25 protein-coding genes are annotated in these 23657 nt (G+C 69.5%); 6 read left to right on the forward strand and 19 right to left on the reverse strand.

The features are described 5' to 3' along the window. Positions 1 to 154 precede the first annotated feature (154 nt). Positions 155 to 559 carry a hypothetical protein gene (locus ABZ470_RS17500; RefSeq protein ID WP_110698817.1) on the reverse strand — a complete coding sequence of 135 codons (405 nt, stop codon included), beginning with the start codon at positions 557 to 559 and terminating at the stop codon, positions 155 to 157. A 101-nt stretch (positions 560 to 660) separates the two neighbouring features. Beyond that, entirely contained in the window at positions 661 to 2166 is a 1506-nt protein-coding gene (locus tag ABZ470_RS17505) for a hypothetical protein (RefSeq protein ID WP_362912159.1), read from the reverse strand. Positions 2167 to 2424: 258 nt separating this feature from the next. Here ABZ470_RS17505 and ABZ470_RS17510 point away from each other — a divergent pair, with 258 nt between their 5' ends. The 3 genes from ABZ470_RS17510 to ABZ470_RS17520 all read left to right on the forward strand — a co-directional run bounded on the left by ABZ470_RS17510 (position 2425) and on the right by ABZ470_RS17520 (position 4736). Further along, positions 2425 to 2862 carry a Pycsar system effector family protein gene (locus ABZ470_RS17510; protein ID WP_362912161.1) on the forward strand — a complete coding sequence of 146 codons (438 nt, stop codon included), beginning with the start codon at positions 2425 to 2427 and terminating at the stop codon, positions 2860 to 2862. A 75-nt stretch (positions 2863 to 2937) separates the two neighbouring features. Beyond that, positions 2938 to 4068 (forward strand): sensor histidine kinase, encoded by a 1131-nt coding sequence (locus tag ABZ470_RS17515; protein ID WP_362912163.1) that lies wholly within the window; start codon positions 2938 to 2940, stop codon positions 4066 to 4068. Then, entirely contained in the window at positions 4065 to 4736 is a 672-nt protein-coding gene (locus tag ABZ470_RS17520; protein WP_362912165.1) for a response regulator transcription factor, read from the forward strand. The genes ABZ470_RS17515 and ABZ470_RS17520 overlap by 4 nt, the downstream gene beginning before the upstream one ends. On the opposite strand, the gene secY is transcribed toward ABZ470_RS17520, so the two are convergent. From secY to ABZ470_RS17555, 7 genes are all read right to left on the reverse strand, one after another. Further along, a complete protein-coding gene (secY, locus tag ABZ470_RS17525; RefSeq protein ID WP_352011219.1) occupies positions 4711 to 6033 on the reverse strand; it encodes a preprotein translocase subunit SecY in 1323 nt (440 codons plus the stop codon). The two genes, ABZ470_RS17520 and secY, sit on opposite strands and share 26 nt — an antisense overlap. Positions 6034 to 6246: 213 nt before the next feature. After that, positions 6247 to 7428 carry a cupin domain-containing protein gene (locus ABZ470_RS17530; protein ID WP_362912168.1) on the reverse strand — a complete coding sequence of 394 codons (1182 nt, stop codon included), beginning with the start codon at positions 7426 to 7428 and terminating at the stop codon, positions 6247 to 6249. Beyond that, on the reverse strand, positions 7425 to 8627 hold the full coding sequence (locus tag ABZ470_RS17535) for a radical SAM protein (protein ID WP_362912171.1): 1203 nt from the start codon (positions 8625 to 8627) through the stop codon (positions 7425 to 7427). The genes ABZ470_RS17530 and ABZ470_RS17535 overlap by 4 nt, the downstream gene beginning before the upstream one ends. 21 nt (positions 8628 to 8648) lie before the next feature. Further along, entirely contained in the window at positions 8649 to 8876 is a 228-nt protein-coding gene (locus tag ABZ470_RS17540) for a hypothetical protein (protein WP_362912173.1), read from the reverse strand. A 19-nt stretch (positions 8877 to 8895) separates the two neighbouring features. After that, positions 8896 to 9303 carry a hypothetical protein gene (locus tag ABZ470_RS17545; RefSeq protein ID WP_362912175.1) on the reverse strand — a complete coding sequence of 136 codons (408 nt, stop codon included), beginning with the start codon at positions 9301 to 9303 and terminating at the stop codon, positions 8896 to 8898. 1 nt (position 9304) lies between these two features. Beyond that, on the reverse strand, positions 9305 to 9565 hold the full coding sequence (locus tag ABZ470_RS17550) for a hypothetical protein (RefSeq protein ID WP_362912177.1): 261 nt from the start codon (positions 9563 to 9565) through the stop codon (positions 9305 to 9307). Between the two features lie 300 nt (positions 9566 to 9865). Next, positions 9866 to 10504: a DNA-binding response regulator gene (locus ABZ470_RS17555; RefSeq protein WP_362912179.1), complete on the reverse strand. Its 639-nt coding sequence runs from the start codon at positions 10502 to 10504 to the stop codon at positions 9866 to 9868. A 114-nt stretch (positions 10505 to 10618) separates the two neighbouring features. On the opposite strand from ABZ470_RS17555, the gene ABZ470_RS17560 reads away from it, so the two are divergent. Both ABZ470_RS17560 and ABZ470_RS17565 read left to right on the forward strand, forming a co-directional pair. Then, positions 10619 to 11479 carry an oxidoreductase gene (locus ABZ470_RS17560; RefSeq protein ID WP_362912181.1) on the forward strand — a complete coding sequence of 287 codons (861 nt, stop codon included), beginning with the start codon at positions 10619 to 10621 and terminating at the stop codon, positions 11477 to 11479. An 86-nt stretch (positions 11480 to 11565) separates the two neighbouring features. After that, positions 11566 to 12369: an MOSC N-terminal beta barrel domain-containing protein gene (locus tag ABZ470_RS17565; RefSeq protein ID WP_362912183.1), complete on the forward strand. Its 804-nt coding sequence runs from the start codon at positions 11566 to 11568 to the stop codon at positions 12367 to 12369. A 132-nt stretch (positions 12370 to 12501) separates the two neighbouring features. Here the strand turns inward: ABZ470_RS17565 and ABZ470_RS17570 are convergent, their stop codons facing one another. From ABZ470_RS17570 to egtA, 8 genes are all read right to left on the reverse strand, one after another. After that, on the reverse strand, positions 12502 to 14133 hold the full coding sequence (locus ABZ470_RS17570) for a carboxylesterase/lipase family protein (RefSeq protein ID WP_362912185.1): 1632 nt from the start codon (positions 14131 to 14133) through the stop codon (positions 12502 to 12504). A gap of 249 nt (positions 14134 to 14382) precedes the next feature. Beyond that, positions 14383 to 15036: a response regulator transcription factor gene (locus ABZ470_RS17575; protein WP_362912188.1), complete on the reverse strand. Its 654-nt coding sequence runs from the start codon at positions 15034 to 15036 to the stop codon at positions 14383 to 14385. 11 nt (positions 15037 to 15047) lie between these two features. Then, positions 15048 to 16163, reverse strand: a complete 1116-nt coding sequence (locus ABZ470_RS17580) for a histidine kinase (protein ID WP_362781603.1) — start codon at positions 16161 to 16163, stop codon at positions 15048 to 15050. A gap of 376 nt (positions 16164 to 16539) precedes the next feature. Beyond that, a complete protein-coding gene (locus ABZ470_RS17585; protein ID WP_362912190.1) occupies positions 16540 to 17640 on the reverse strand; it encodes a M20/M25/M40 family metallo-hydrolase in 1101 nt (366 codons plus the stop codon). Between the two features lie 237 nt (positions 17641 to 17877). After that, complete coding sequence (egtD, locus tag ABZ470_RS17590; RefSeq protein WP_352011206.1) at positions 17878 to 18858, reverse strand: L-histidine N(alpha)-methyltransferase; 981 nt, start codon at positions 18856 to 18858, stop codon at positions 17878 to 17880. 23 nt (positions 18859 to 18881) lie between these two features. Beyond that, positions 18882 to 19592, reverse strand: coding sequence for an ergothioneine biosynthesis protein EgtC (gene egtC, locus ABZ470_RS17595; RefSeq protein ID WP_362912193.1), 711 nt, complete (start codon positions 19590 to 19592; stop codon positions 18882 to 18884). Further along, a complete protein-coding gene (egtB, locus tag ABZ470_RS17600) occupies positions 19593 to 20903 on the reverse strand; it encodes an ergothioneine biosynthesis protein EgtB (protein WP_362912195.1) in 1311 nt (436 codons plus the stop codon). Then, positions 20900 to 22126 carry an ergothioneine biosynthesis glutamate--cysteine ligase EgtA gene (egtA, locus tag ABZ470_RS17605; protein ID WP_362912197.1) on the reverse strand — a complete coding sequence of 409 codons (1227 nt, stop codon included), beginning with the start codon at positions 22124 to 22126 and terminating at the stop codon, positions 20900 to 20902. Before egtA ends, egtB begins: the two co-directional genes overlap by 4 nt. Before the next feature lie 133 nt (positions 22127 to 22259). On the opposite strand from egtA, the gene ABZ470_RS17610 reads away from it, so the two are divergent. Beyond that, a complete protein-coding gene (locus ABZ470_RS17610) occupies positions 22260 to 22616 on the forward strand; it encodes a zf-HC2 domain-containing protein (RefSeq protein ID WP_362912199.1) in 357 nt (118 codons plus the stop codon). Here the strand turns inward: ABZ470_RS17610 and ABZ470_RS17615 are convergent. Then, entirely contained in the window at positions 22557 to 22820 is a 264-nt protein-coding gene (locus ABZ470_RS17615; protein ID WP_352011201.1) for a zf-HC2 domain-containing protein, read from the reverse strand. The two genes, ABZ470_RS17610 and ABZ470_RS17615, sit on opposite strands and share 60 nt — an antisense overlap. Positions 22821 to 22861: 41 nt before the next feature. Next, positions 22862 to 23515 (reverse strand): sigma-70 family RNA polymerase sigma factor, encoded by a 654-nt coding sequence (locus tag ABZ470_RS17620; RefSeq protein WP_352011200.1) that lies wholly within the window; start codon positions 23513 to 23515, stop codon positions 22862 to 22864. Between the last annotated feature and the right edge of the window lie 142 nt (positions 23516 to 23657).

Consider the following 23657-nt stretch of genomic DNA (forward strand, 5'->3'; position numbering starts at 1 on the left):
GCGAACGCTTCCAGCCGCTGCCGGGTACGTGTGAGCTGTTCGGGGGTCACATCCGGAGCGAACCATCACACGGTGGCATTGACCAGTCACAACAGGCTGACCTAACAAAGCACTACTAGCGAATGTAGGCAGGAGTGGCGAGATAGCCGCCGACTCAGCGCCTAACCTGTCCGACAACGATGAGCTTCTGCCGGCCTGGAAGCCCCGTGCAGCGACGGACATCAGCGTCCGACGGGACCATCTTTTCATCGGCCGCGTTTCCGCCAAGCTGAACACGGTCTCCATCAAGGAAGCTCCCGACACCCTTGACGTCCACGCCGCGACGACCATCGACGACTATCGGTTCGGTGCCAGGCGGCCAGATGGGAATGTTGATGCCGTCGCCCGCCTGCAGAACCACACATTTGCTCGCTGCGTGGTAGGCGAGCCGACTCTCGATCCCCACCGCGCCAGTGTCTCCGCCGGTGTGCACCAGGATGACCGGATCACTGCCGATTGCCTGGATCCACCCGGAAGTGGCCGAACAGGCGGCGACCGCCGAGCAGAGCAGCAGGGCCACGCCCTTTTTCCAATATATGGAAACCATATTCGAGTCCAGATCATCAATATGGGAGAATGGCCCAGCGGCAAAGCTGGACCATTCAGATTACAGCTTTTTGGTCAGCAGGTGGGACACGTCCATACGTTCCAGGCGGTCCCAAGCCCGTCTGCATCATTGATGCGGTCAGTGGCGACGAACGTAGTCGTCCCTCCAGTTGCCGAGGTAATTCCCCAGGCGGTATTACCGTACCAAAGCGGTCCGCCGCTGTCACCGCCCTGAGCGACCGGGGGAGGGGACCCATCGAATATCACATCGATGCCGCCGAACCAGTCTCCGGGCATACCGGTCATGCGATAGGTGACATCCGAGTCAACGATAGTCCCGCAGTTGTATTCGCCGTCCGTGGTGTGACTCGTCCGGCCGAAGAAGCAAACGCGGGAACCTTCAACGGGACTCGTGCCGTTGGCGGTCACATATCGTGGCCGGTTGAGCGCGGCGTAAAAAGTTCGGGTGAACGTGAGATTCACCGATCCCGACTGGACCAGCCGAGAGAAGTCGTATTGTCGGCTTGCATTCTGAGTGAAGCCGAGAGTAGTTCGGTTTCCGGTATAGTTCGGATGATTGAAATAGAACCAGTACTGATCGCCGGAGAATTCCCAGCAATGCCGCGAGCTGGTGGTGGAGTGGTAGCCGTCGGAACGGATCAGGTTGAAGGCGCTGGTGCAGTTCCAGACCGTTCCGGTGGTGCCGCTCGCGAGAATTCCGCCACCGCGGAGGTAGGGGTCATCGGCTGCGGCACTGGCCTTCTGACCATCGGCTGCGGCACTGGCCTTCTGACCAACGGGCGTGGCGGGACGAAGGTTCAGGTCGTCGCTGACTTTGATCTCGATGCGCATCCGGGGGTTGACCGGAGGCTGGAGCTGCAGGGCGGAGAGCACAGCGCCGCGCTGCCCGGGATCCTTTAGACCCTTCTGTGGCTCGACCTCGAAGTGAATGACGCCGGTTTCGATGTCATATTTACCCACATAGGCAGCCACCTCGGCACGTTTGCCGAGTTCCTTGGAGCTTGACTCGAGCGTCTCTCGCAACTCCTTTTTGGAGAAACCCTTGTCACCTATCAGCTCGACTTCACCCGGCAGCGTCCTGGCTAGCTGGAGCGCCAGTTCTGGAATCTTCCCTTTGAACCCGATTCTCGCCGTACGACCGTCATTGAGAAGGTTGGTGCCGGATGCCTCGTCCGGGAAGGCGCTCTCCAATTTGTTGTGCACCGCCTGCAGAGCGGTCTGCCAGGCATATCTGTTGATGGCCTCGGCATGAGGGATGCCCTCGTCCTCGGCGACTTGGCCGAGATCGATGAGTTCCTCGATTCGAATACCGTCGATCTTGACCGGCGGATAATAGGCCGGGCCGTCCGGCTGGTCGGCTACCTCGGACGGGTTAGCTGCTGCGAGATCGCGCGCGTACTTCTCCAGGGCGGGCCTGAGGTCGGCGCCAGCGCTCTTTGCTTCCGCGACGAGGCGGTTGATAGTGGGTCGCTCGGGCTTCGGCTGGCTCTCACGCGTAAGGGTGACTCGATGGGTTCCGTCCGGGAGTTCAATCGCTTGAATTCCGCCGACCGATGGCACTGGCTCCGTATTTGCTACGGCTAGCTCAGGCGTGAGCGTTAACGCGAGGACGGAGATCATCGCTAGGGCTAATTGTGCTCTCAAGCATCTCTCCATATCGGGACGACATAATCGATTGACACCATAAATTACCGTGAGTCAGCATGATCGTATCATTGGCCTTAATTTCCTGCAATACCAAAATTTTTTCGAGTTGGGTGCAATTCCTGTCCAGCACCCGCGCCGCCAAGCCCAAGTGACTATCTAAACGACATTGGGGTGAACAGGGCCGACACCAAGGCGTCGATTCTGCTGGGGGCCATCGGTATCGCGGTCAGCGGTGTGGTCGGCGACATGGTGAACGGCGTCGTGAACGGGTCGTGGGGGGCCTCCTGGCCGTGGTTGCGCTGGACCGCGGCGGGGGCGGCCTTCCTGTCGGTCACGATGCTGTTGATGGCCCTGTATCCGAGGCGGATCGGGTTGCGCCGCCCGTTCGTCAACGCCTACTTCGGGGACGTGGTCGCGCACTCCGGCCCCGAGGCTCTGCGCGCCTCGCTCGAAGGGCCGTCCCCCGACGAGCTGGGACGGCTCACCGACCAGATCCACACGATCAGCCATATCGTCTCCACGAAGTACCGGTTGATCCAGCTCGCCCTGTGGTGCCTGGCCGTCTCGGTGCTGAGCGGCGTCCTGACCGTCGTCACGGCCACACTTTGAACCCCACACCCCGGGCCGGTAATGGTTAGGATCAGAGGGATATGCCCTGTGCTGGGGGAGACCCGAGGGGGGACGGTGACCGAGCACACGCCTCAGGAACACCGTCCACGTGGCTCCTTCGTGGCCGCCGCGGCGGCGCTGTCCCGGCTGGGGCGGCTGCGTGACCTGCCGGTCATCCTCACACTGGCGTGGGTCGGCTGGCTGGCCATCCCGTGGCCGTCCAGCGGCCTGACCCAGGCCAGGGGCCTGACCACCGGCGTCCAGGACATGGACGCCCCCGCCGCCCCCGCCGTACGGCCCGCGGCCGCGGGGACGGCGTGGACCCTCGCCGCCGCGCCCGCCGCGCCTCCGCCGACGCTGGTCAAACCACCGTCACCGGTCCCGCCCTGCGCCGAGGAACCCTGCGCCGGGGAGGCCGAGGAGCCGGGGGCCGGGAAGCCCGGGGCCGAGGGAGACCTGGCCCGGCTGATCGCCGGGGAGCGGGCACGCATCGCCGGAGAGGTGCACGACGCGGCGGGGCACGGCCTGGCGACCATCGCCATGCAGGCCGGGCTCGCCCTGCTGATGTTCGACGAACACCCCGACCAGGTCCGCGAGTCGCTTGAGGCCATCCGCGCGACCAGCACACGGGCACTCGGACAGCTCCGCTCCGCACTCGACCTCGTCGAGTCGGGGCCCTCCGACGACCTGTCGGAGTTGTTCGCCGGGGTGCGGGCCGCGGGGCTCGCCGTCACGGTCGAGCCCGCCAGGCCGTACGTCCCGCCGCAGCTTGAGGACGTGGTCTACCGGGTGGTGCGTGAGTCGCTGACCAACGTGCTGCGCCACGCCGGTCCCACCCAGGCCGCCGTCAGGATCGCGCACGGCCGGGACGGCCTGCGCGTCGAGGTCCTCGACCGGGGTTCCGGTACGGCGGGCACACCGGCCGGTACGGCGGACACGCCCGTCGAGGGGCGCGGGCTGACCGGGATGCGGGCCAGGGTGGTCCGGGCCGGTGGCTCGTTCGAGGCCGGCCCCCGGGAGGACGGCGGCTTCCACGTCACGGCCCACTTCCCGCAGGGGACGGACGCCACCAAGGCCGACTTCCCGGTGGAGGCGAACACCTCCAAAGCCGACTTCCCATCCGAAGCCGGTCTTCCATCTGGAGTCGGCCTTTCGCCCGAGGGCGATCTCCCGTCCGCGACCGGCCTCCCGCCCAGGGTCGTATGAACGAGCGCGTGGGCACGGCGCCGATCCGGGTGGCGCTCGCCGACGACCAGGCCGTCGTACGGATGGGGCTGCGGGCGCTCATCGAGCGCGAACCCGACCTGGAGTTCGCCGGGGAGGCCGCCGACGGCGCCGGGGCGCTGCGGCTGCTCGGTGAGACACGTCCCGACGTGCTCCTGCTGGACATCCGGATGCCGGGCATGGACGGCCTCGAAACGCTGCGGGCCATCGCCGCCGACCCCGGGCTGGCCGCGACCAGGGTGGTCGTCGTCACGACCTTCGAGGTCGACACCTACGTCTTCGCCGCGCTCCAGGCGGGTGCCAGCGGGTTCGTCCTCAAGGACAGCGCGCCCGAGGAGCTGACCCGCGCCATCAGGGTCGTCGCCTCGGGAGAGGCCCTGCTGTCCCCCTCGGTCACCAGGAAGGTCATCGGCCTGTTCGGCAGGCACGACGCCGCCCCGGTCGAGGGGATCGACACCCTCACCCCGAGGGAACGCGAGATGGTCGCCTGGGTCGCCACCGGCCGGTCGAACGACGAGATCGCCGCCGAACTGGTCATCAGCCCGGAGACCGTCCGCACCCACGTCAGCCGCGCCATGGTCAAGCTGCGCGCCAGGGACCGCGCGCAGCTCGTCGTCTTCGCGGTCAGGTCCGGACTGGCGTCCCCCTGAGGTCCTTGAGGAAGCCCCGGTAGGCGCGCTGTTCGAGCTGCGCCTCGATCTGTTTGACCGTCTCAAGGCCGACACCGACCATGATGAGCAGGGTCGTCCCGCCGAACGGGAAGTTCTGCTGGGTCCCCGGGTCGCGCAGCAGTACGAACGCGACGATCGGGATCAGCGACAGCACGGCCAGGTAGGCGGCGCCGGGCGCGGTCAGCCGTGACAGCACGAACGCCAGATAGTCCGCGGTCGGCCGTCCGGGACGGATGCCGGGCACGAACCCGGAGTAACGCTTCATGTTGTCGGCCACCTCGACCGGGTCGAAGGTGACCGAGACGTAGAAGTAGGTGAAGGCCACGGTCAGCAGCAGGTAGGCCGTCACGTAGACGGGGTGGTCGCCGGAGGTGAGATAGCGCTCGATCCAGGCCGCGACGGGCCCCGTGCCGCCGGTGAACTGCGCCACCAGCTGCGGCAGGAACAGCAGCGACGAGGTGAAGATGACGGGGGTGATCCCGGCCTGGTTGACCTTGAGCGGCAGGTAGGTCGAGGTCCCGCCGTACATCCTGCGGCCGACCGCCCGCTTGGCGTACTGGACCGGGACGCGCCGCTGCGCCTGCTCGACGAACACCACGGCGGCGACCAGGACGATCCCGGCGGCCAGCATCGTGACCAGCGCGAACGGGTTGAGCACGAAGATGTTCGACAGGTAGGACGGGAAGACGGCGACCACCTGCGTGAAGATCAGGATGGACATGCCGTTCCCGATCCCCCGTTCGGTGACCAGCTCACCCAGCCACATGATCATGGACGCCCCCGCGACCAGCGTGACCACGATCACCATCGTCGTCAGCATCCCCTGGTCCCGCAGGAGCTGCCGCCCGCAGGTGGGGAAGATCCGGCCCGTGCGGGCCAGTGAGACGACGGTCGAGGCGTCCAGTACGGCGAGCGCGATCGTCAGATACCGGGTGTACTGGGTGATCTTCGTCTGCCCCTGCTGCCCCTCCTTCTTGAGCGCCTGCAGCCGGGGAACCGTCACCGTGAGCAGCTGGATCACGATCGCGGCGACGATCGACGGCATGATTCCCAGCGCGAAGACCGACAGCTTCAGCATCGCCCCGCCGCTGAACAGCTGCACCGCGTCCAGGATCCCGCCCCGGGCACCGCTCAGGCAGGAGCGCACCGCGTCCACGTCCACCCCCGGCGCCGGGAGGATCTGCCCGAACCGGAACAGCGCGATGATCGCCAGCGTGAACAGGATCTTCTTCCTGAGTTCCGGCACACGGAAGGCTCGGATGAGGAGGGTCGGCATGCGCCGAGTCTTCCTCCGGGGCCGTCGGCCGGGCATCCGCCCACCGGAGGCTTCGCCGTACGCGAATCCGCGTATGCCGGACCGAGAGAGGTCTGAGTGCGGAAATCAGCGGTGGAGACGATCGGGGGAGGCCATCGCAAACAGTGGCCGGTCATCTGCGATGGCATCGGCCGCGACCGGGAGAACACCCGCCGCGCCCGCGAGACCTGACGGTCACAGCCGCACGAGGAACCCGTCCACGACGAGCGTGCGGGCCAACTCGATCTGCTTCGCCTCGGACAGCTCCGGCAGATCGCGCACCTCGAACGGCTCGGTGCTCCTCGACAGGAACAGCATCGCGGCCCGATGGTCCGTGTCGGCGCTCACCAGCGACTGCGCGAACTGTAGCGCGACGCCGTCCGCCATCATCAGTACACGTGAGTAGAGCGGCTGATACCTGACCAAACGGGTCCGTCCGTCGATCCGGGGAGCCTCGACGGCGTTGGGGACCAACTGCCCGACGGGCCGGCATCGGCCACGCCGAACCAGGGCGTCCCCCAGAGCCCCGAAACCTTCGGCCATGACGGCCGGGTCCTCGATGGCCCTGGCCACGTCGCGCAGGAGGTCGTCGAGGCTCGCACGGACGCCCACGTCGTCAACGTGCCGCGGTGGCAACTGGGCGAGGACGCGGTCGTCCCGGTAACTCAGCGCCTCAAGTGCCTCGGTGACGAGCTTCAGCACGGTCGGTGCGTGGATCCCGACGGTCAGGTGGATGGACGGCTCGGCGTTGGCTGTGGCGGCGTGGACGCGGCCGCGCGGGAGGTACAGCGCGTCCCCCGCGTTCAGCCGCAGGACGGCCGGCGCCGGGAGGTCGGACACGACGACCTTCTCCCGGCGTCGCATCTTGTGCGGCGGCACGTCGGCGTCGTCGTGGACGTGCCAGGTTTTGGATCCCTGGACCTGGAGGACCAGCACGTCGTGGTCGTCGTAATGAGGGAGGAAGCCTCGCGATCCGGGCGGCGTGATGTAGGCGTTGACCTGTGTCTCGAAGTTCAGCTCGACCTCAAGGCTGTGGGCCAGTGAGGCGACGGTGGGCACGTGACGCTCGACGCCGTTGATGACGATCGTGTGGCCGTCTGCGAAGTCGTTGCGGATCCGGACGAGGTCAATGGTGCCGTCGGCGAACCTGTAGGAGTCGGGGCTCCTGCGGTCGTTCTCCCGCACGACCGTCACAGTCGACGGTTCCGGCCGGACGATCTCCAGGACGTCCTCGACGGCTGCCGGGTCGAACAGGCTGCCGAAGTAGTCTTCGCGGTCGCGTTCGACGTGGTAGTGCGTGATGCCCCACACCTTCTGCAGGAAGGTCTCCACCGTGAGCGGCTGGAGCAACCGGGCCAGCGTGAATTCGACGGTCATGCGTTCCCAAACTTCGCCGTGATCAGTTCACCGGGATAGCCGTTGCGCACCAGCTCGTCGCACACGTACTGGTACATCACCTTGTAGGCGTCGCAGTACACCGACGGATTGTCGAACCCGTTCCGCTTCGAGAAGCGGTTCTCCAGGTCGCCACCGCGGCAGACATGACGCCACCGGCACCCGGCACATCCTTCGGGCAAGGTGTTGAAGGTCTCCTCGACCTCCAGGAAGACCGGTTCGGCGAGAAATTCGCGCAGGCTGGTTTCTGCGGTGGAGTACACCGGCGTCCCGGTGTACCAGCCCAGTGCCGGGATGAACGTGTCGTCGATCGCGACGGTGCCGTCGCTGCGCGCGATGACGACCTGGTTCTCCTTGCGCGGCCGACAGAACGCCTGGCCGGGGGCCACGTCCGGCCGGAAGTGGTCGAGCAACTGGTCGACGAAGCGGATGTGCACGTCCGTGTTGTCTTCGCTGAACCATTCGTGGAAGAGATCCGAGAGGCACGAACCGTACTGCTTCGCCGCACCCGAGGAGACGAACTCGACGTCATCGGCGTTCCTGTCGGGAAGCAGGAAGGTCATATTCCGCACGCCCAGTGCCCGCAGGTAGCGGTAGACCTCGCGGTAGTCGTTCCCGCTGTGTATGACGCTGACGGTCGACGGCAGCGGACTCCCGGGCCCATGGGCCTCGACGAGCCGCCGGATGGCGTCCTCCGTCCGGCTGAAGCTCGAACGACCATGCCGGTCAAGGCGGAAGCGGTCGTTGACCGTCCGCGGCCCGTCGATGCTGACGCCCACGGCGACGCCGTGCTCGGCGAAGGCCGCGATCCACTGGTCATCGAGCAGCGTGCCGTTCGTCTGGATGCTCAGCAGGACGGTCGCGACCGGTTCGATGACCTCCCGGAGGAGCCGGCACGCCTCAGCGAACCTTCTGACCCCGATGAGGGTCGGTTCGCCGCCGTGGAAGGCGATCTTCGCGCACGGAATGCGCAGCTCCTCACAGCCTTGGGCGATCCAGTGGGCCAGCGCCTCCGTGACGTCGGCGGAGGCGAGTGAAGGCCTGTCGAGCGCCGTCTCCTCGCCCATGTTGAAGTAGTAGCAGTACGTGCAGTTGATGTTGCACCGTTCGGCCACCTTGTAGACGACCTGGAGCGCCCCGATGGAGTCCGGCTCCGTCGGGTTCCATGTCGGCCGGACCACCCTGTCCACCACCGTGCGGGCCTACTTCTGCAGCGGGGCCTGGTCGTAATTCCCGCCGCCGCTCTGGCTGTAGTTGCCGCCGCCACGCTGCGAGTAATTACCGCCGTGCTGGTTGTAGTCGAGGGAGCCCGCGATTACCTCACCCGGTGCGATGATTCCGTTCAGGATGCTTTCTCCGAGGATTTTACGGCCCTCGACGGAAATCGTCGACCGGCCCTCCGATACTTTTTCTTCATTCGCATCCGGCATGACGCGATCTCCTTTCGTGTCAATCAGTGACCGGATCGGCCGTTCTCACGTTTCTTGCGATCAGGGGGCACACCGCACAGGCGCTTGGCCCGGCCTGCGTGAACCAGCGGCATGCCCTCCGGATCGAACAGGCCGGCAGGGGTTCGGCGGCGGTCCCGAGTTCCAGGGCGTCGTCGATCACGAAGCACCGCTCGCCGGTCCAGTTCCTGCAGCCGTCCTCGACGCAGGGCTGGGCGAATCGGAAACGCTCCTCGGGAACCCGCCCTTTGGCGGCGTCGGCCACGAATTCGTCATCGATCCTGAGAGCCGGACGTATGTATCCGAGTCGACCGGTGGCGTCGAAGACCCCCAGCAGGATCGCGTCCCTCTCGCACCGGGCGCTCGGGCAGAGGATCTCCGCCGCCTTCTCCCCGTGGACGCCCACCACGTCAGCTCCCGAAGTCCGGCTTCCTGAGCCCGGTGGCCGCGATCTGCTCGCCGGAGATCTCAACCGCCCAGATTCCCCGTGTCCTCCCGCCGTCGCCCCCTGCCCGCGCGGCCAGGATGGGGTTGTTGATCCATGCCCTTTCGCTGAGGTCGACGCTCGCGAGTTCGATGGCCACCGCTTTCTGCACGGCTTGGTCGATCCTGTCGATCACGCTCTCGTCGAGCTCGAAATCGAGCACCACACGAAATTCGTGTCGCGCCACGGCCGCCTCCTCCACAGTGTTCCCAGGCTTTTATCCCGCTGCGACCCCGGCCGTAATCATGGGAAAACCAAGACAATAACCTCTTTGCGCGATGGATGGCGTCGTCGGGTGTCTTTTTTATCCGGCTTTTCGAGCCGGTCGAGGAAACTGGTTTCAGTGGGGCTTCTCATCCCGCTTCACGGAGTCGGGTGTGCGGATCGCCCTGACGGGTTGACCTGCGCGAAGGACGCTCCAGGCGTTCAGCGGACCACATTTCTGCGACCATGTTCGCGTCCGCACCGAAATGTGGAAGGAACCGGTTCAGCCGAGGTCCCTGGCGCGCAGGCCGGCCTCGAAGCGGGAGTCGGCGCCGAGTGCCTTCATCAGGGCGGCCACCCGGCGACGGTAGGTGCGCAGCGACAGGCCCAGCTCACGCGCCGCGCTCTCGTCCTTGCGCCCGCTGCCGAGCATGGACAGCACCCGCAGGCTCTCCTGGTCGAGTACGGGCGGCGCCGAACGGCGGAACTCGGCCAGGTCGACGGCGGCGTTCCACGCGGTGAGGAACAGCGCGTTGACGTTCGCGACCACGTCGGGGGAGCGGACCACGGTGTAGGAACGCTCGCCGGGGCCGGGCGGCCCGGCCAGGACCGCGAGGAGCCCGTCGACGATGATCGTCTCGTACGGCAGGCCCGTCGTGGAGATCCGTACCAGGGCGCCCCTGCGGGCGGCCTCGTCGAGATGGCGCCGTCCCTCCTCGTCGGCGAGGAGCCGGGCGTCGAAGAGCTTGCGGACGGTCAGGGGACGGTCCTTCACGATCCGGGCGCGCATGCCGGGCATGCTCCAGGTTTCCAGGTCACCGGCCGCGCAGGAGAACTCCCGCCGCGCGCCGAGCAGCAGGTGCCCCACCCGCGCGGTCAGCTCCCGCTCTCCGCGCAGGGTCACGTTCCGATCCTGGTCCACGCCCCAAGTCTGCGGTGCCGCGCCGTACGGGACAAACCCATACAGGTCAGGGCGGGTGGCAGCTTGCTGCCATCGCCTCGCGTGGGGCGGGGCGGAGGCGGCAGGGTCGGAGACATGACGAAACACGTGACGCTCGGTGGTGACAGGCGGATCTCACGTCTCGGGTTCGGGGCGATGCGGTTGCCCGCACGCAGCTGGGACGGCCCCAGAGGCGACAGGGAGGCCGCGCTCGCGGTGCTGCGCCGGGCGGTCGAACTCGGCGTGGACCACATCGACACCGCCGCGTTCTACTCCTACGAGGACCTCTCGTCCAACGAGCTGATCAGGACGGCGCTGCGTCCCTACCCCGAGGACCTGGTGATCGCCACCAAGGTCGGTCCCCGGCGTGGTCCCGGCGGGTGGCTGCCCGAGGCCGGTCCCGGTGACCTGCGCGCCGCCGTCGAGGAGAACCTCACCGGGCTGGGGCGGGACCACCTCGACCTGGTGTATCTGCGGGTCGGCCTGATGGGGACGTCGGAGGAGCCGATCGGGGAGCGCTTCGCCGTACTGGCCGCGCTGCGGGAGGAGGGGCTCATCCGGCACCTCGGGCTCAGCAACGTGACGGCGAAGCAGTTCGCGGAGGCACGGGACATCGCGCCGGTCGTCGCGGTGCAGAACCACTTCCACCTGACGCGACAGGACGACCTTGACCTGCTCGCCGAGTGCGAGCGGGAGGGGATCGCGTACGTGCCGTTCTTCCCGCTCGGCGGGTTCGGGCTGCCGGACGACGGGCGGATCAGGCGGATCGCCGACCGGCACGGGGCCACGGTCGCGCAGGTCATGCTGGCCTGGCTGCTCGCCCGTTCCCCGGTGACGCTGGCCATCCCGGGGACCTCCTCGCTCGCGCACCTCGCCGAGAACATGGCCGCCGCCGACCTCGTGCTGGACGAGCGGGAGGTCACGGAGCTGAACACCCTCGGCCTTCAGCAAGGCTGACATTTTGTTGTGAGATTTGCTGGGGAAGCCTTCTGATCGTTCCCGTGGACGCGTAGGGTCGCGGCCATGACGGCACGGAGATCCATGTGATCGTGACGGAGCTGAACGTCTATCCGCTCAAGAGCTGCGCGGGCACCGCGCTGCGGGAGGCGGAGATCACGCCCAGGGGGATACGGCACGACCGCGAGCTGATGCTCGTCTCGCCGGACGGCACGCACCTGTCCCAGCGGGAGGTGCCGGGGATGGCGCTGTTGCGGCCGGTCTACGACGGCGACAAGCTCAGGGTCGAGCCCCCCGACCCGTCCGCGACGGCCCCGCTCACCCACGAGGTACGGCGTGACCTGCCCGCGCGGGACATCACCCTCTTCAACGCCCCGCACCGGGGCGTTGACCAGGGGGAGGAGGCGGCCGACTGGTTCTCCACGGTGCTCGGCGTCCCCTGCCGCCTGGTGTGTTTCCCCGACGACCACGTCCGCAGGATCAACCTGAAGCACGCCGTCGGGGAGCTCCGCTACGCCGACGCCCTCCCGCTGCTGGTCACCTCGGCCGAGTCGCTGGCCGAGCTGAACACGCGGCTGGCGGAGCCGGTGCCGATGAACCGCTTCCGCCCGAACATCGTCGTCTCCGGCTGGCGCGAGCCGTTCGAGGAGGACGGGGTGCGGCGGCTGCGGATCGGCGAGATCGAGGTCGAACTGGTCAAACCCTGCGGGCGCTGCGTGATCGTCAACGTGGACCAGGCGACGGGGGCCAGGGGCCGGGAGCCGCTGCGCACACTCGCCGGATACCGGACCGTCAGGACGGACAAGCCACGCGTCGTCTTCGGCAAGTCCGGCCTGCCCCACACCCCGGGCACGATCCGCGTCGGCGACCCGGTCGTCCTCCTGGAGTGACAATCTGTCATTGGATTGTCACTTTATCCTGACCGGCTGGCGATGGCCGTTCGAGTCCGGTCGTTCCTGTGGGGCTTGGTGCCGGTCCGGCCGACGCCCCCGCCCCGGTGAGGGGCGTCGGCCGGCGGCCGGTCACAGGTAGGCGCCGTCGAAGGGGACGCCGTCCCACAGGGCGCGCTCGTGCCCCCTGGGGTCGTCGGCCACCCTGGGGGAGAGGTCCCAGATCATCGTGGCGCGCCGCGGCACCCGGTAGGCGGGCCAGGCGGGACGCGGGACCGTACGGCGCGCGTCCGGGTCGCCCGTGCGGGCGAAGGAGGCCCAGGCGTCGACCATCTGGGCCGACAGGGTCGTCAGCCGCGCCCGGTCGGTCCGCAGGGCCTCGGGACCGCCCTGGACGCCGACGAAGCGCAGCGTGCCGAACATGAACGGCAGCTCGATCGTGTGCACCGCCCCGACGCCCTTCGGCGGCGCCCAGTCGAACTGGTACACGTAGGTCGGCCGCCAGCGGCTCTGCGCCTCGGCGAGCCTCAGGGCGGGCACCCGCATGCCCTGGTCGGTGAACATCGCCAGGGCCGCGGCCTGCTTCGTCCTGTCCCTGCGGTAGACCTCGGTCATCCGGGCGCGCCGGGCGGCCAGCTCCTTCGGGAAGAACGCGTCGTACTGCTCGGCGAGGGTTCCCAGCCCGTCCTTGGAGTACTGGCCGAAGAAGTTCATCTCGTCCCGGTCGGTGCCGATCAGCAGGTCGATCCCCCGGGCGTTGCCCGCCTTCACCCGTTTGGTCACCGTGTCGCGGACCAGCGTCCCGTCGATGTACGGGCCGAAGTAGAGCGCGTGCCCGGCCGCGCCGGGAAAGGCGGCCACGGCCTTCTCCTGGACCCTGAGAAGCTCGGCCACGGGCATCGTCCGCAGCGCGGCGAGGTCGCGCACCGGCAGGGTCGAGGCCAGCTTCCGTTCGAACGCCGCGGTGTGCACCAGGGCCCCGCTGCCGCTCTGCAGTACGGCCCTGCGGAACAACCGCTCGGGGTGGTCGGTGGCGAGCATCGCGCTGATCGAGAACGCGCCCGCGGACTCCCCGACCACGGTGACGTTGGCCGGGTCGCCGCCGAAGTCGGCCACGTGGTCGCGCACCCAGCCCAGCGCCGCGATCTGGTCGCGCAGCCCGTTGTTGCCCGAGCCCCGATAGGCAGGGTCGAGGCCGCCGAGTTCGGCCCAGCCGAGCAGCCCGAGCCGGTAGTTGAGCGAGACGACCACCGCGTCCCCCTTGGTGGCCAGGTTCGTCCCGTCGTAGCGGGGCTCGTTGCCGGTGCCGTACGCGGCGGCGCCGCCGTGGATGAAGACGATCACCGGTCGTTTCGAGCGGTCAGGCTTCGGCGTCCACACGTTCAGGTGGAGGCAGTCCTCGTCGGTGTAGACCTTCCTGTCGTCGGGATAGTCCTCCGACATCTGGTCGCGGCCCTGGGGGCAGACCCTGGTGCCGTCGACGGCCTTGAGCGTGCCCCGCCACGGGGACACCGGGCGCGGTGGCCTGAACCGGAGCCTCCCGACGGGTGGTTGCGCGTACGGGATGCCGCGGAAGGCGCACAGGCCGTCCGTGGCCGTCCCCGAGACGACGCCGAGCGCGGTCCGGGTCACGCAGGCCGTACCCCCGGCTGCGCCGGCGGTGGAAGCGCCGGACGCGGTGGCGGGTACGGCCAGCGTCATGGCCGCCCCCGCGACGGCCAGGGCGGCGGGCAGGGAGATGGGCAGGCGGAGCGAACGGAGCATCGAGACCTCCTCGGCTGTGCGGATCGAGGAGAGCCTCGCGGCTGAGGGCACCGTCGCGGATCGGCCTGCCGAGCGAACCCGGAATCACCCGCGAGAACCAGGAACCAGAGAGCGGGGAACCACTCCGAGGCGAAAGGCCGACAGGGCCGGGAACCGCGCAGGGACCAAAAGTGCCTGCCGGGCGGGGGCTGGGGCACCACACGGGGCCAAGAGGACCTACGGGAGCCGTACGGAGACAGGGGACCGGGGCTACGCGGAGCCGGGGACGGTCAGGCCTGACTCGTAGGCGAACACGACGGCCTGGGCCCGGTCCCGCAGGCCGAGTTTGGTCAGCAGGTTGCTCACGTGCGTCTTGACCGTGTGCTCGCTGACCACCAGTTCGGCGGCGATCTCGGTGTTGGACAGCCCCCGGGCGATCAGCCGCAACGTGTCGGTCTCCCGGTCGGTCAGCTCGCCGAGCCGTCTGCGCAGCTCCGGCCTGGCGGTGCCGCGCCGTACGACGTCCTCGATCAGCCTGCGGGTCACGGCCGGGGCGAGCAGCGCCTCCCCCGAGGCGACGAGCAGGACCGCGCGCACGAGTTCCTCCCGCCGCGCGTCCTTGAGCAGGAAGCCCCCGGCCCCGGCGCGCAGCGCGTCGTAGACGTACTCGTCGACGTCGTACATCGTCAGGACCAGCACCTTCGCCGAGGTGCGGCGGCAGATCTCCACCGTGGCCGCGACGCCGTCCATCCGGGGCATGCGGATGTCCATGAGGACCAGGTCGGGCTGGAGTTCGACGGTCTTGGCGACGGCCTCGGCCCCGTCGGCGGCCTCCCCGACGACCGTGATGTCGGGGTGGGCGTTGAGGATCAGCGAGAAACCGGCGCGGAACAGGTCCTGGTCGTCGGCGACGAGCACACGCATGGGAGCCCCTGTCAGAGAGAGCCGAGGGGGAGGACGGCGGTGACGGTGAACCCCCGGGGATCGACGGTGAGGCCGCCCCCGCAGGAGGCCGCGCGTTCGCGCATCCCGACGACACCGTGTCCCTCGCGGAACTCGGCCGTGCCGCCGCCCCCGTCGGTGACCTCGATCGTCAGCGCCCGTCCCGACCAGGTCAGGCGCAGCCGCGCGGTGCGTACGGCCGCGTGCCGCAGGACGTTCGTCAGGCACTCCTGGACGATCCGGTAGGCGGCGATGTCCACCGCCGCCGGGACCGGCGACCGGGTCCCGTGCTCCTCGACGACCACGTCGAGACCGGCCCCACGGGTGCGTTCGACCAGGTCGGCCAGGGTTTCGAGGCCGGGCTGCGGTTCGCGGACCGGGCCGTCCCGCAGTGTCCCGAGGATCAGGCGGAGCTGGCCGACGGCGTCCCGCCCGGCCGTCGCGATCGCCTCGAACACCATCTCCGCCCGCGCCGGGTCGTCCCGCACGACCAGGGGCCCCGCCTCGGCCTGCACGACCATGAGCCCGACCGAGTGGGTCACGATGTCGTGCATGTCGCGGGCGATGCGGGTGCGTTCCTCGGCGACCGCCGCCGCCCGTTCCTCACGCAGCCGCCGCGCGCGTTCCTCGACCATCCCGCGCTGCGCGCGTCTGGCCCTGGCGCCGACCCCCAGCGCGTAGGCGGCGACGTAGGCCGTCACCACGTAGCGGAAGGTGTCGAAGTCCTCGTGCGGCAGGATCAGGGAGGTCAGCACCCCGACGGCCAGCAGCCCGACGCCGATCATCCGCAGCGTCGGCGGGGCGAGGGCCGCGATGGTGTAGGTGCACACCAGCGGGCCGTACGGCATGAGCAGGAACGGCGGATGCGTGAGCGCGTCCTGCATCAGCACCAGCGCCGTCATCGCCAGGCCCGCGACCAGGCTCGCCGCGATCAGCAGCGTCCGCCGCCACAGGACCGGCGCCGAGGACAGCAGGGCCAGGACCACGACCCACCACGGCTGGAGGCGAGGCAGCAGGACCGGTACCACCGTCGCGGCCGTGACGACGGCGGCGATCGCGACGTCGGCCCGGGGCACGCGCAGGAGGTTCGGCGCGCGTAGGGAGTCCACTGGTGTCACCGTCCGGGTCGAAAGCCCCATTGAGGAGCCCTGTAAGGCTATGCGCCGTTGGACTCCCGCCCCGTTCGACGGCCAGGCCGCCGACCATTGAGGAGTCCTGTAAGGCTATGCGCCCCCCACCGGGACACGCCTCCCTCGCCCGACCGAGGCCGCCCTCCCTCCCGGGAGGGAACTCTCTGGGCCTGCTCCCATAGGGGAACCTCCAGTGCCAACTCCCGGGGGCGGGATCCAGGCGGCGAGGTCCACGTGCAAGGGCTCACGCCCGGGGATTCACGACGTGACGCCCATGTCCCGAGGCCCGTGCCCAGAGGGCTCACGCCGGGATTCACGATGTGACGCCCGCATCCCGAGGCCCATGCCGGAGGACTCACGGCCCGAGGTCGGTGAGGAACTCGCGCAGGGCCCTGCGGTAGGGCTCGATCGTGGTGATGTCGGCGTACTCCTCGGGGCCGTGCTGCCCGTCCCCGCCGATGCCGAAGATGACGGCGTCGATGCCCCGGCGGTAGTAGAAGCGGCCGTCGGCGGCGCCGTGCTTGCGCAGCAGGGCGCCGTCGTAGCCCTGGTTGCGCGCCGCCCGCCGCAGCCCGAGCACCTCGGGCCGTTCGGGGTCGGCGTGGTGCGGCGGGGCGACGTGGGTGACGACGGGCACGACGCCCGGCGCGCAGAAGGCCGCCAGGTGCGCGGTGACCTCCTCCTCGGTCCTGCCGTCCAGGTCGGGGTCACCGGCGGGGAAGCGGATGTCCAGCCACGCCTCCGCCTGGTCGGGCACCTGGTTGCGGGCCGTGTTGGAGGTCTCGATCCTGGCGACGTTCACCGTGGTCCGCCAGGCCTCCTCGGTCGCCACGGGGTAGCGCTCAAGCAGGGCCCCCAGGCTGCGGTTCAGCTTGAGCAGCGCGTTGTCGCCGAGCCACTGGTAGGCGCTGTGCGCGCCGAGTCCGTTCGCCCGCAGGTTCGCGGACACCATGCCCTTGGAGTCGGTCACGACCCGCAGCCCGCTCTGTTCGCCGATGACGACGAAGTCGGCGGTCACGCCCTGGTCGATCTGGTGGGCCGTGCCGTCCAGGCCGCCGACCTCCTCGTCGGTGACGAGCTGCAGCCCGATCGGGTACGGCAGCGCCCCGGCGAGTTCGCGGAAGACGAGTGTCTCGACCAGCGCGGAAACCTTCATGTCGTGGGCGCCCCTGCCGTACAGGCGGGTGCCTTCGAGGCGGGGCCTGAACTGGTGCGGCGGCGCGGGCACCACGTCGAGGTGGGCGTTGAGGATGACCCGGAACCGGGGCCTGCGGGGACCGGGGTAGACGAGCGCGCTCGGCTTGCCGTTCGAGACGAACCGTTCGACCGTGAACGAGTCGTCGGCGAGGAGGCCGAGCACGAGTTCGAGCGCCTCACGCAGGTCGCCGGGGCGGTCGGCGGTCGACGGCACGGCGAGCAGCCGCCGTGCCGTCACGAGGAGGGAGTCCAGATCCACCGCCTCATCGTCCCCCGCCCCGGCGCTTCCGTCACCCGTCACGGGCGGAGGAAGCACATGATGACGAACCTGGTCACGTGCGAAAGAAACCACACGCGAACGAACCATGCGTGAACAGGCCACGGGCAGGTGAATCCACCACGAGCGGACGAATCACACGATTGACTCCGTCACGGTGGACGAACCGCACGATGACGAACCCGGTCGCGTGTGGACGGACCACGGCAGGTGAATCCGTCACGCGTGGGCGAGGACGAGGGTGAAGTCCCCCGTCGGGTCGGTGTAGGTCCGGCTCGGGGTGAATCCGGCCGCGACCAGTTCCCGGCGGAGTCCCTCCTGACGGAACTTGGCGCTGATCTCGGTGCGGGTCTCCTCTCCCGCCTCGAAGGAGACCGACAGGTCGAGGGCGGCGATCCGCACGGTCATGGCGCGGCTCGCGCGCAGTCGCATCTCGATCCAGTCGTTGCGCTGGTCGTACAGCGCGACGTGTTCGAAGGCGTCCGGTTCGAAGTCGGCGTCGAGCCGGTGGTTGAGCACGTGCAGGACGTTCCTGTTGAAGGCCGCCGTCACCCCGGCCGCGTCGTCGTAGGCCGCGACCAGCCGCCCGGTGTCCTTCACCAGGTCGGCTCCCAGCAGGAAGGAGTCGCCGGGGGAGAGGGTGGCGCGCAGCTCCTTGAGGAACACGGCCCTGGCCTCGGGGTCGAGGTTGCCGATGGTGCCGCCGAGGAAGGCCACCATCCGCCGTCCCCGCTTGGGCAACAGCGCCAGGTGGCGTTCGAAGTCGGCGCAGACCGCGTGCACCGCCATCCCCGGGTAGCGGGCGGCGAGGCGCCGCGCGGCGTCGCCGAGGGTGACGGCGTCCACGTCGACCGGGGTGTAGGCGCGCAGCGTCCCGGCCGAGGCCAGGGCGTCGAGCAGCAGCACGGTCTTCTCGCTGGTCCCCGAGCCCAGTTCGACCAGCGTGTCCGCCCCGCTGTCGGCGGCGATGTCGGTCGAGTGCCTGCGCAGGATGGACAGCTCCCTGCGGGTCGGGTAGTACTCGGGCAGCCGGGTGATCTGGGAGAACAGCTCACTGCCCGTCTCGTCGTAGAACCACTTGGGCGGCAGCCACTTGGGGTCGGACGTCAGCCCGGCGCGGACGTCGTGCTCAAGGGCCTGGCTGAGGTAGTCGTCACCGAGATGGTTGGTCAGGCGTACGTCGGACTGGCTGACGGGCATGATGACTCCTTGGATGTCGCAGGTCACAGCGGCTGGACGCGCACGCCGTCGATGGACGCGAGGACCAGACTCCGATCCGGTACGGCCTGCCAGCCGGACCGGTCGTCGAGCGGTTCGCTCGCCACGAGCACGCCGTCTTCGAGGTTGAGGAAGAGCGTGTCCCCCCAGGTGGTCGCGGCGAGGGAGGAGCCGTCGCAGGCGAGGAGGTTCAGCCGCCCGGCGGGGTCCTTGGCCCCGGCGGTGACGACGACCTCGGACAGGGCGTCGCCGAGGGTGAGTCCGGCGCGGCGCCGTACGAAGACGGCGGCGGCGACCCAGGCGGCGTCGCAGGTGCTCTCCGCTCCCGCGTCGCCCGCCAGCTCCCTGACGGGGCCTCGGGCGACGCGGCCGTTGTGGCTGAGCAGCCACGCCCCATCGGCGAAGGGCGCGGTGGCGCTCTCCTCGATCGGCATGCCCTCGCTGGCCGACCGTACGGCCGCCAGCAGGCAGCTTGAGCGGGCGACCTCGGCCAGGGCGGGCAGGTTGGCGTCGGCCCACATGGGGACCGAACGGCGGTAACGGACCGGTTCCGCGCGGCCGGCGTCGTACCAGCCGATGCCGAAGCCGTCGGCGTTGATGAGGCCGTGGCGTTGCATGCGCGGGGCGTAGGACTGCCGCAGCAGGCCGTGCTCCGGTTCACTGACCAGTGAGGCGACGGACCGGGGAGCGCCGAGCCAGGCGGCGTGGCGGCACATCTAGCGGTGCTCCGGACGCTCGGCGGACACGGACCGGGCACAGCGGAAGCCCGTGAAGATCTGCCTGCGGATGGGGTGGTCCCAGTTCCTGAACGTCGTGCGGACCGCGGCCGGGTCGGCCGCCCACGAGCCGCCGCGCAGCACCCGGTAGTCGCCGCCGAAGAAGACCTCGCTGTACTCGCGGTAGGGGAAGCTGCGGAAGCCCGGGTAGGGCAGGAACTCCGAGGAGGTCCACTCCCACACGTCCCCGATCATCTGCTCGACGCCGTAGAAGCTCGCCCCGGCGGGGTAGGCGCCGAGGGGGGCGGGACGTGCCGCGCGGTGCCCGAGGTTGGCCAGCCCGGGGTCCGGGTCGTCGTCCCCCCACGGGTACTTCCTGGCCCGTTCGGCCTCCGGGTTCCAGCCGCAGGCCTTCTCCCACTCGGCCTCGGTCGGCAGCCGTTTGCCCGCCCAGCGGGCGTAGGCGTCGGCCTCGTGCCAGCTCACGTGCTGTACGGGCTCGTCCATGGGCACCGGTTCCGGCCTGCCGAACCGGGTCCGCCACCAGGTGTCGCCGTCCCTGGTCCAGAACAGCGGGGCGAAGGCGCCCGTCTCCCGCCGCCAGGCCCATCCCTGGGGGTTCCACCAGCGCGGGTCGTCGTAGCCGCCGTCCTCGACGAAGTCGGCGTAGGCGCGGTTGCCGACCGGCAGCCGGTCGATCCAGTAGGCGGGCAGGTCGACCCGGTGCGCGGAACGCTCGTTGTCGTAGGCCCACGGCAACGTGTCCGTCCCCATCGTGAACGGCCCGGCGGGCACGAACACCTCCTCGGGGCCGTACGGCTTGCCGGACGGCAGCTCGCCGTCGCGGATCAGGCCCGCGGTCCCGGACAGCTGCCAGGTGGCGAGCATGGTCTCGTCGTGCTGGTGCTCGTGCTGGATCACCAGGCCGAAGACGAAGGCGTCCCGGTGCAGCGGGTCGGGGCTCTCCGGGTCGAGCCGGTCAAGGACGTCGAGCACCCGTCCCCGTACCCCCTCGATGTAGCGCCGCGCCTCGGCGGGTCCCAGGATGGGCAGGCTCGGCCGGTTCTTCCTGGGGTGTTTGAACGCGTCGTACAGGTCGTCGATCTCGGGGCGCAGCGGGGTGATGCCCCCGGCCTCCCGCAGCACCCACAGCTCCTCGTAGTTGCCGACGTGCGCCAGGTCCCACACCAGCGGCGACATCAGCGGTGAGTGCTGCCTGACCAGCAGGTCGTCCTCGGCGTCGGTGTAGGCCAGCGACCGGCCGCGCACCGCGGTCAGTTCGGCGGCGATGCGCTCCTTGAAGTCGTTCATGCCTGTCCTTCCTCGGTCAACCAGGCCGACAGGCGCGGTCCCGGTTCTGCGGCCATGTCCAGCAGGTCGAGGGCGGGGGGCCGCCCGGTCGTCACGTGGCGGTCGGTGTAGGCGGCCACCTGAGCGGCCAGCGCGCCGTCCACACCGAGCCTGGGCAGCGCCTCGCAGGCGGCGCGGAAGCACTCCTCGGCGGCCTGGCGCAGCCGGGGGTCGGTGAGGCCGCAGCGGGCCGCCTCACGCCACATCCCCGCGTACGGCTCCGCCGCCGCCAGCGCCGTGTCGGCCGCCCGGTCGTCCATCACCAGGGCGTGGGTGACGGCCACGCACACCGGCCAGTTCGCCGGGTGCTGGGCGTCGAGGTAGCGGATCTCCAGCCAGCCGCGGGGCCGTACCGGAGGGAAGATCGTCGTGGCGTGGTAGGCCAGGTCGGCCAGGGTCGGCGGGGGCACGGGCGCGTCGAGCCAGTCGCGGAAGGTCGAGCCGTCGCGGATCGTGCGGTAGTGGTCGTCGTCCTCGCGCACCAGCATCAGCCGGGCGTCGAGGAGGTAGGCGGCCCAGTCGGCGACGGGGTCGCCGGTGGTCTGGACGGGGGCGGTCCTGGTGCGGTCGAGGTTCTCCCACACCTCCTGGCGGCCGGACATCCACCCGCACGGCCGTCCCTCGCGCAGCGAGGAGTTGGCGAAGGCGGCCAGGAGGACGGGGCCGAGCCGGTGGGCGCGTTCCCAGCGCGCCGAGGGTCTGTCGCCCAGGTCGAGGTTGACCTGGATCGACGCGGTCGAGCACATCATCAACGCCCCGTACGGCAGGCCGAGGAACTCGGCCATCGCGTCGTAGCGGGGCAGGTGTAACTGCCGTCTGGCGGGCCGTACGGGGTCGAGACCGACCCCGGCCAGGGCCAGACCGGTCCTGTTCAGCGCCCGGCGGGTCGCGTCGACGTCGGCGCGCATCCGGGCGATCGCCTCGGGCAGCGGGCCCGCGGGTCCCGACAGTTCGAGCTGCCCGCCGGGCTCGAACGTCACCCGGCTTCCGCCGTCCATCGACGGCAGAACGTCGGCTGTCCTGTCCAGTGGAACCTGGTCGCCGGTGGCCGTACGGTCGAAGACCAGGAACTCCAGCTCGACCCCCACCTCGTCCCCGGCGGCGCCGAGGAAGCAGTCCTGCGCGAAGGCCTCCACATCGGAGGCATTCCGGATCGGCGTTTCCTCGGCCACAAGACTGGCCATCGTCCCCCCTTTTCGCCTGATGTGTACGGTCTATAGACCCGTGAGGCGTGCAGGCGTTACAGGGGGACTTTCGGGGTGTGTGTAACGGTTCGACGGCCCCGGGGGACTGTCCCGTATGGAACGGGGGGCTGCGATGAGACGGGCGAGCCTGGGCTGCCGGGAGGCCGGGGGCCTCGTCACGGCCTATCTGGAGGAGGCCCTGCCCGCCGGGACGCGGCGGCGCTTCGAGGAGCACCTGGCCGGATGCGCTCTGTGCCCGGACCTTCTTGAGCGGGTCCGGGTGACGGTCGAGGTGCTGCGGGCCTTCGGCGGGGAGGACATCCCGCAGGAGGTGCTCACCCGGTTGTGCGACGTCTTCGGCCCGCCCGAAGGCCCGTCGCGGGGCTTGTCGCAGGGCCCGTCGCGGGGGCGGCTCTTCCCGGTGCCGTCCTCAGGAGCTCCGCGGCTCCTCGACCCTGGAGTCCCGCCGGTCGCGGAAGGCGGCCAGTAGCCGCTCACGCGCCTGACCTGGCAGCGGCTCGGGTCGCAGGGCGCCCAGAGCGGTGACCGTCACGCGGAACTGGTGCAGGTAGTGTCCGCAACACTCGCAGGCGGCGAGGTGCTCCTCGAACACGTGCCGGGTGGACTCGTCGAGGCCGCCCTCCAGGTAGGAGGTGACGAGCTCGACCCACTCGTCGCAACTGAACCGCTTCACGACGTGAAACGCCTTACCGTCTCTGAACCGAACCGATTTCACTACGCCGACCGCCTCGCCGTCTCGAAATAATCCTCCAGGCGTCCGCGCACCGCCACGCGGGCGCGGTGCAGCAGAACCCGCTGGTTGGCCGCGGAGATCTCCAGGATCTCGCAGACCTCCTCCGAGGTGCACCCCTCGACGTCGCGAAGTGTGATGACGGCGCGCTGTCGTGGGGGAAGCTCAGCCAGGGCCGCCGCGATCAGGTCGCGCACCTCGGCGGCCAGCACCTCGCCCTCGGGGGTGGACCAGGCCGAGGGGACGTTCTTCCAGTGCCCGGGGAACGGGTCGTCGGGCCCCTGGAAGAGCGACCGGTCGGCGACCGGCTCCTCCCGATGTTCGAAGGCGCTGCTCCACGGTACCGTGCGGTTCTCGCGCAGCCCTCGTTTCCTGGCGGTGTTGACCAGGATGCGGTAGACCCAGGTCTTCACGGAGGAGCGACCCTCGAAGCCGTCGATGCCCCTGATCACCGCCAGCCAGGTGTCCTGCACGACCTCCTCCGCGGAGTCGTTGGTCGACACGTGGGAGCGGGCGAGCCAGAGCATGCCCCTCGACCAGGTGTCCAGCAGGGCCGCGAACATCGCCTCGTCCCCGGCGCGCAGCGCCGCGACGACGACGTCATCCGGGGGGAGCCTGCTGCCCGTGAAGGACTCCACGATCGCCTCCTTGCGGTCGGGCGTCTGGGACGCCGCTCTCGTGCCCGTGGACACGAGAAGGTGCCTGGACCGTCCGGCGCCCCCGAGGCGCCACCGACTGCGAGGATGAGGGTTCCCGTCCACGGCCGGTCCGACACCTCCC

Source organism: Streptosporangium sp. NPDC020072 (assembly GCF_040631445.1).
Classification (GTDB): Bacteria; Actinomycetota; Actinomycetes; order Streptosporangiales; family Streptosporangiaceae; genus Streptosporangium.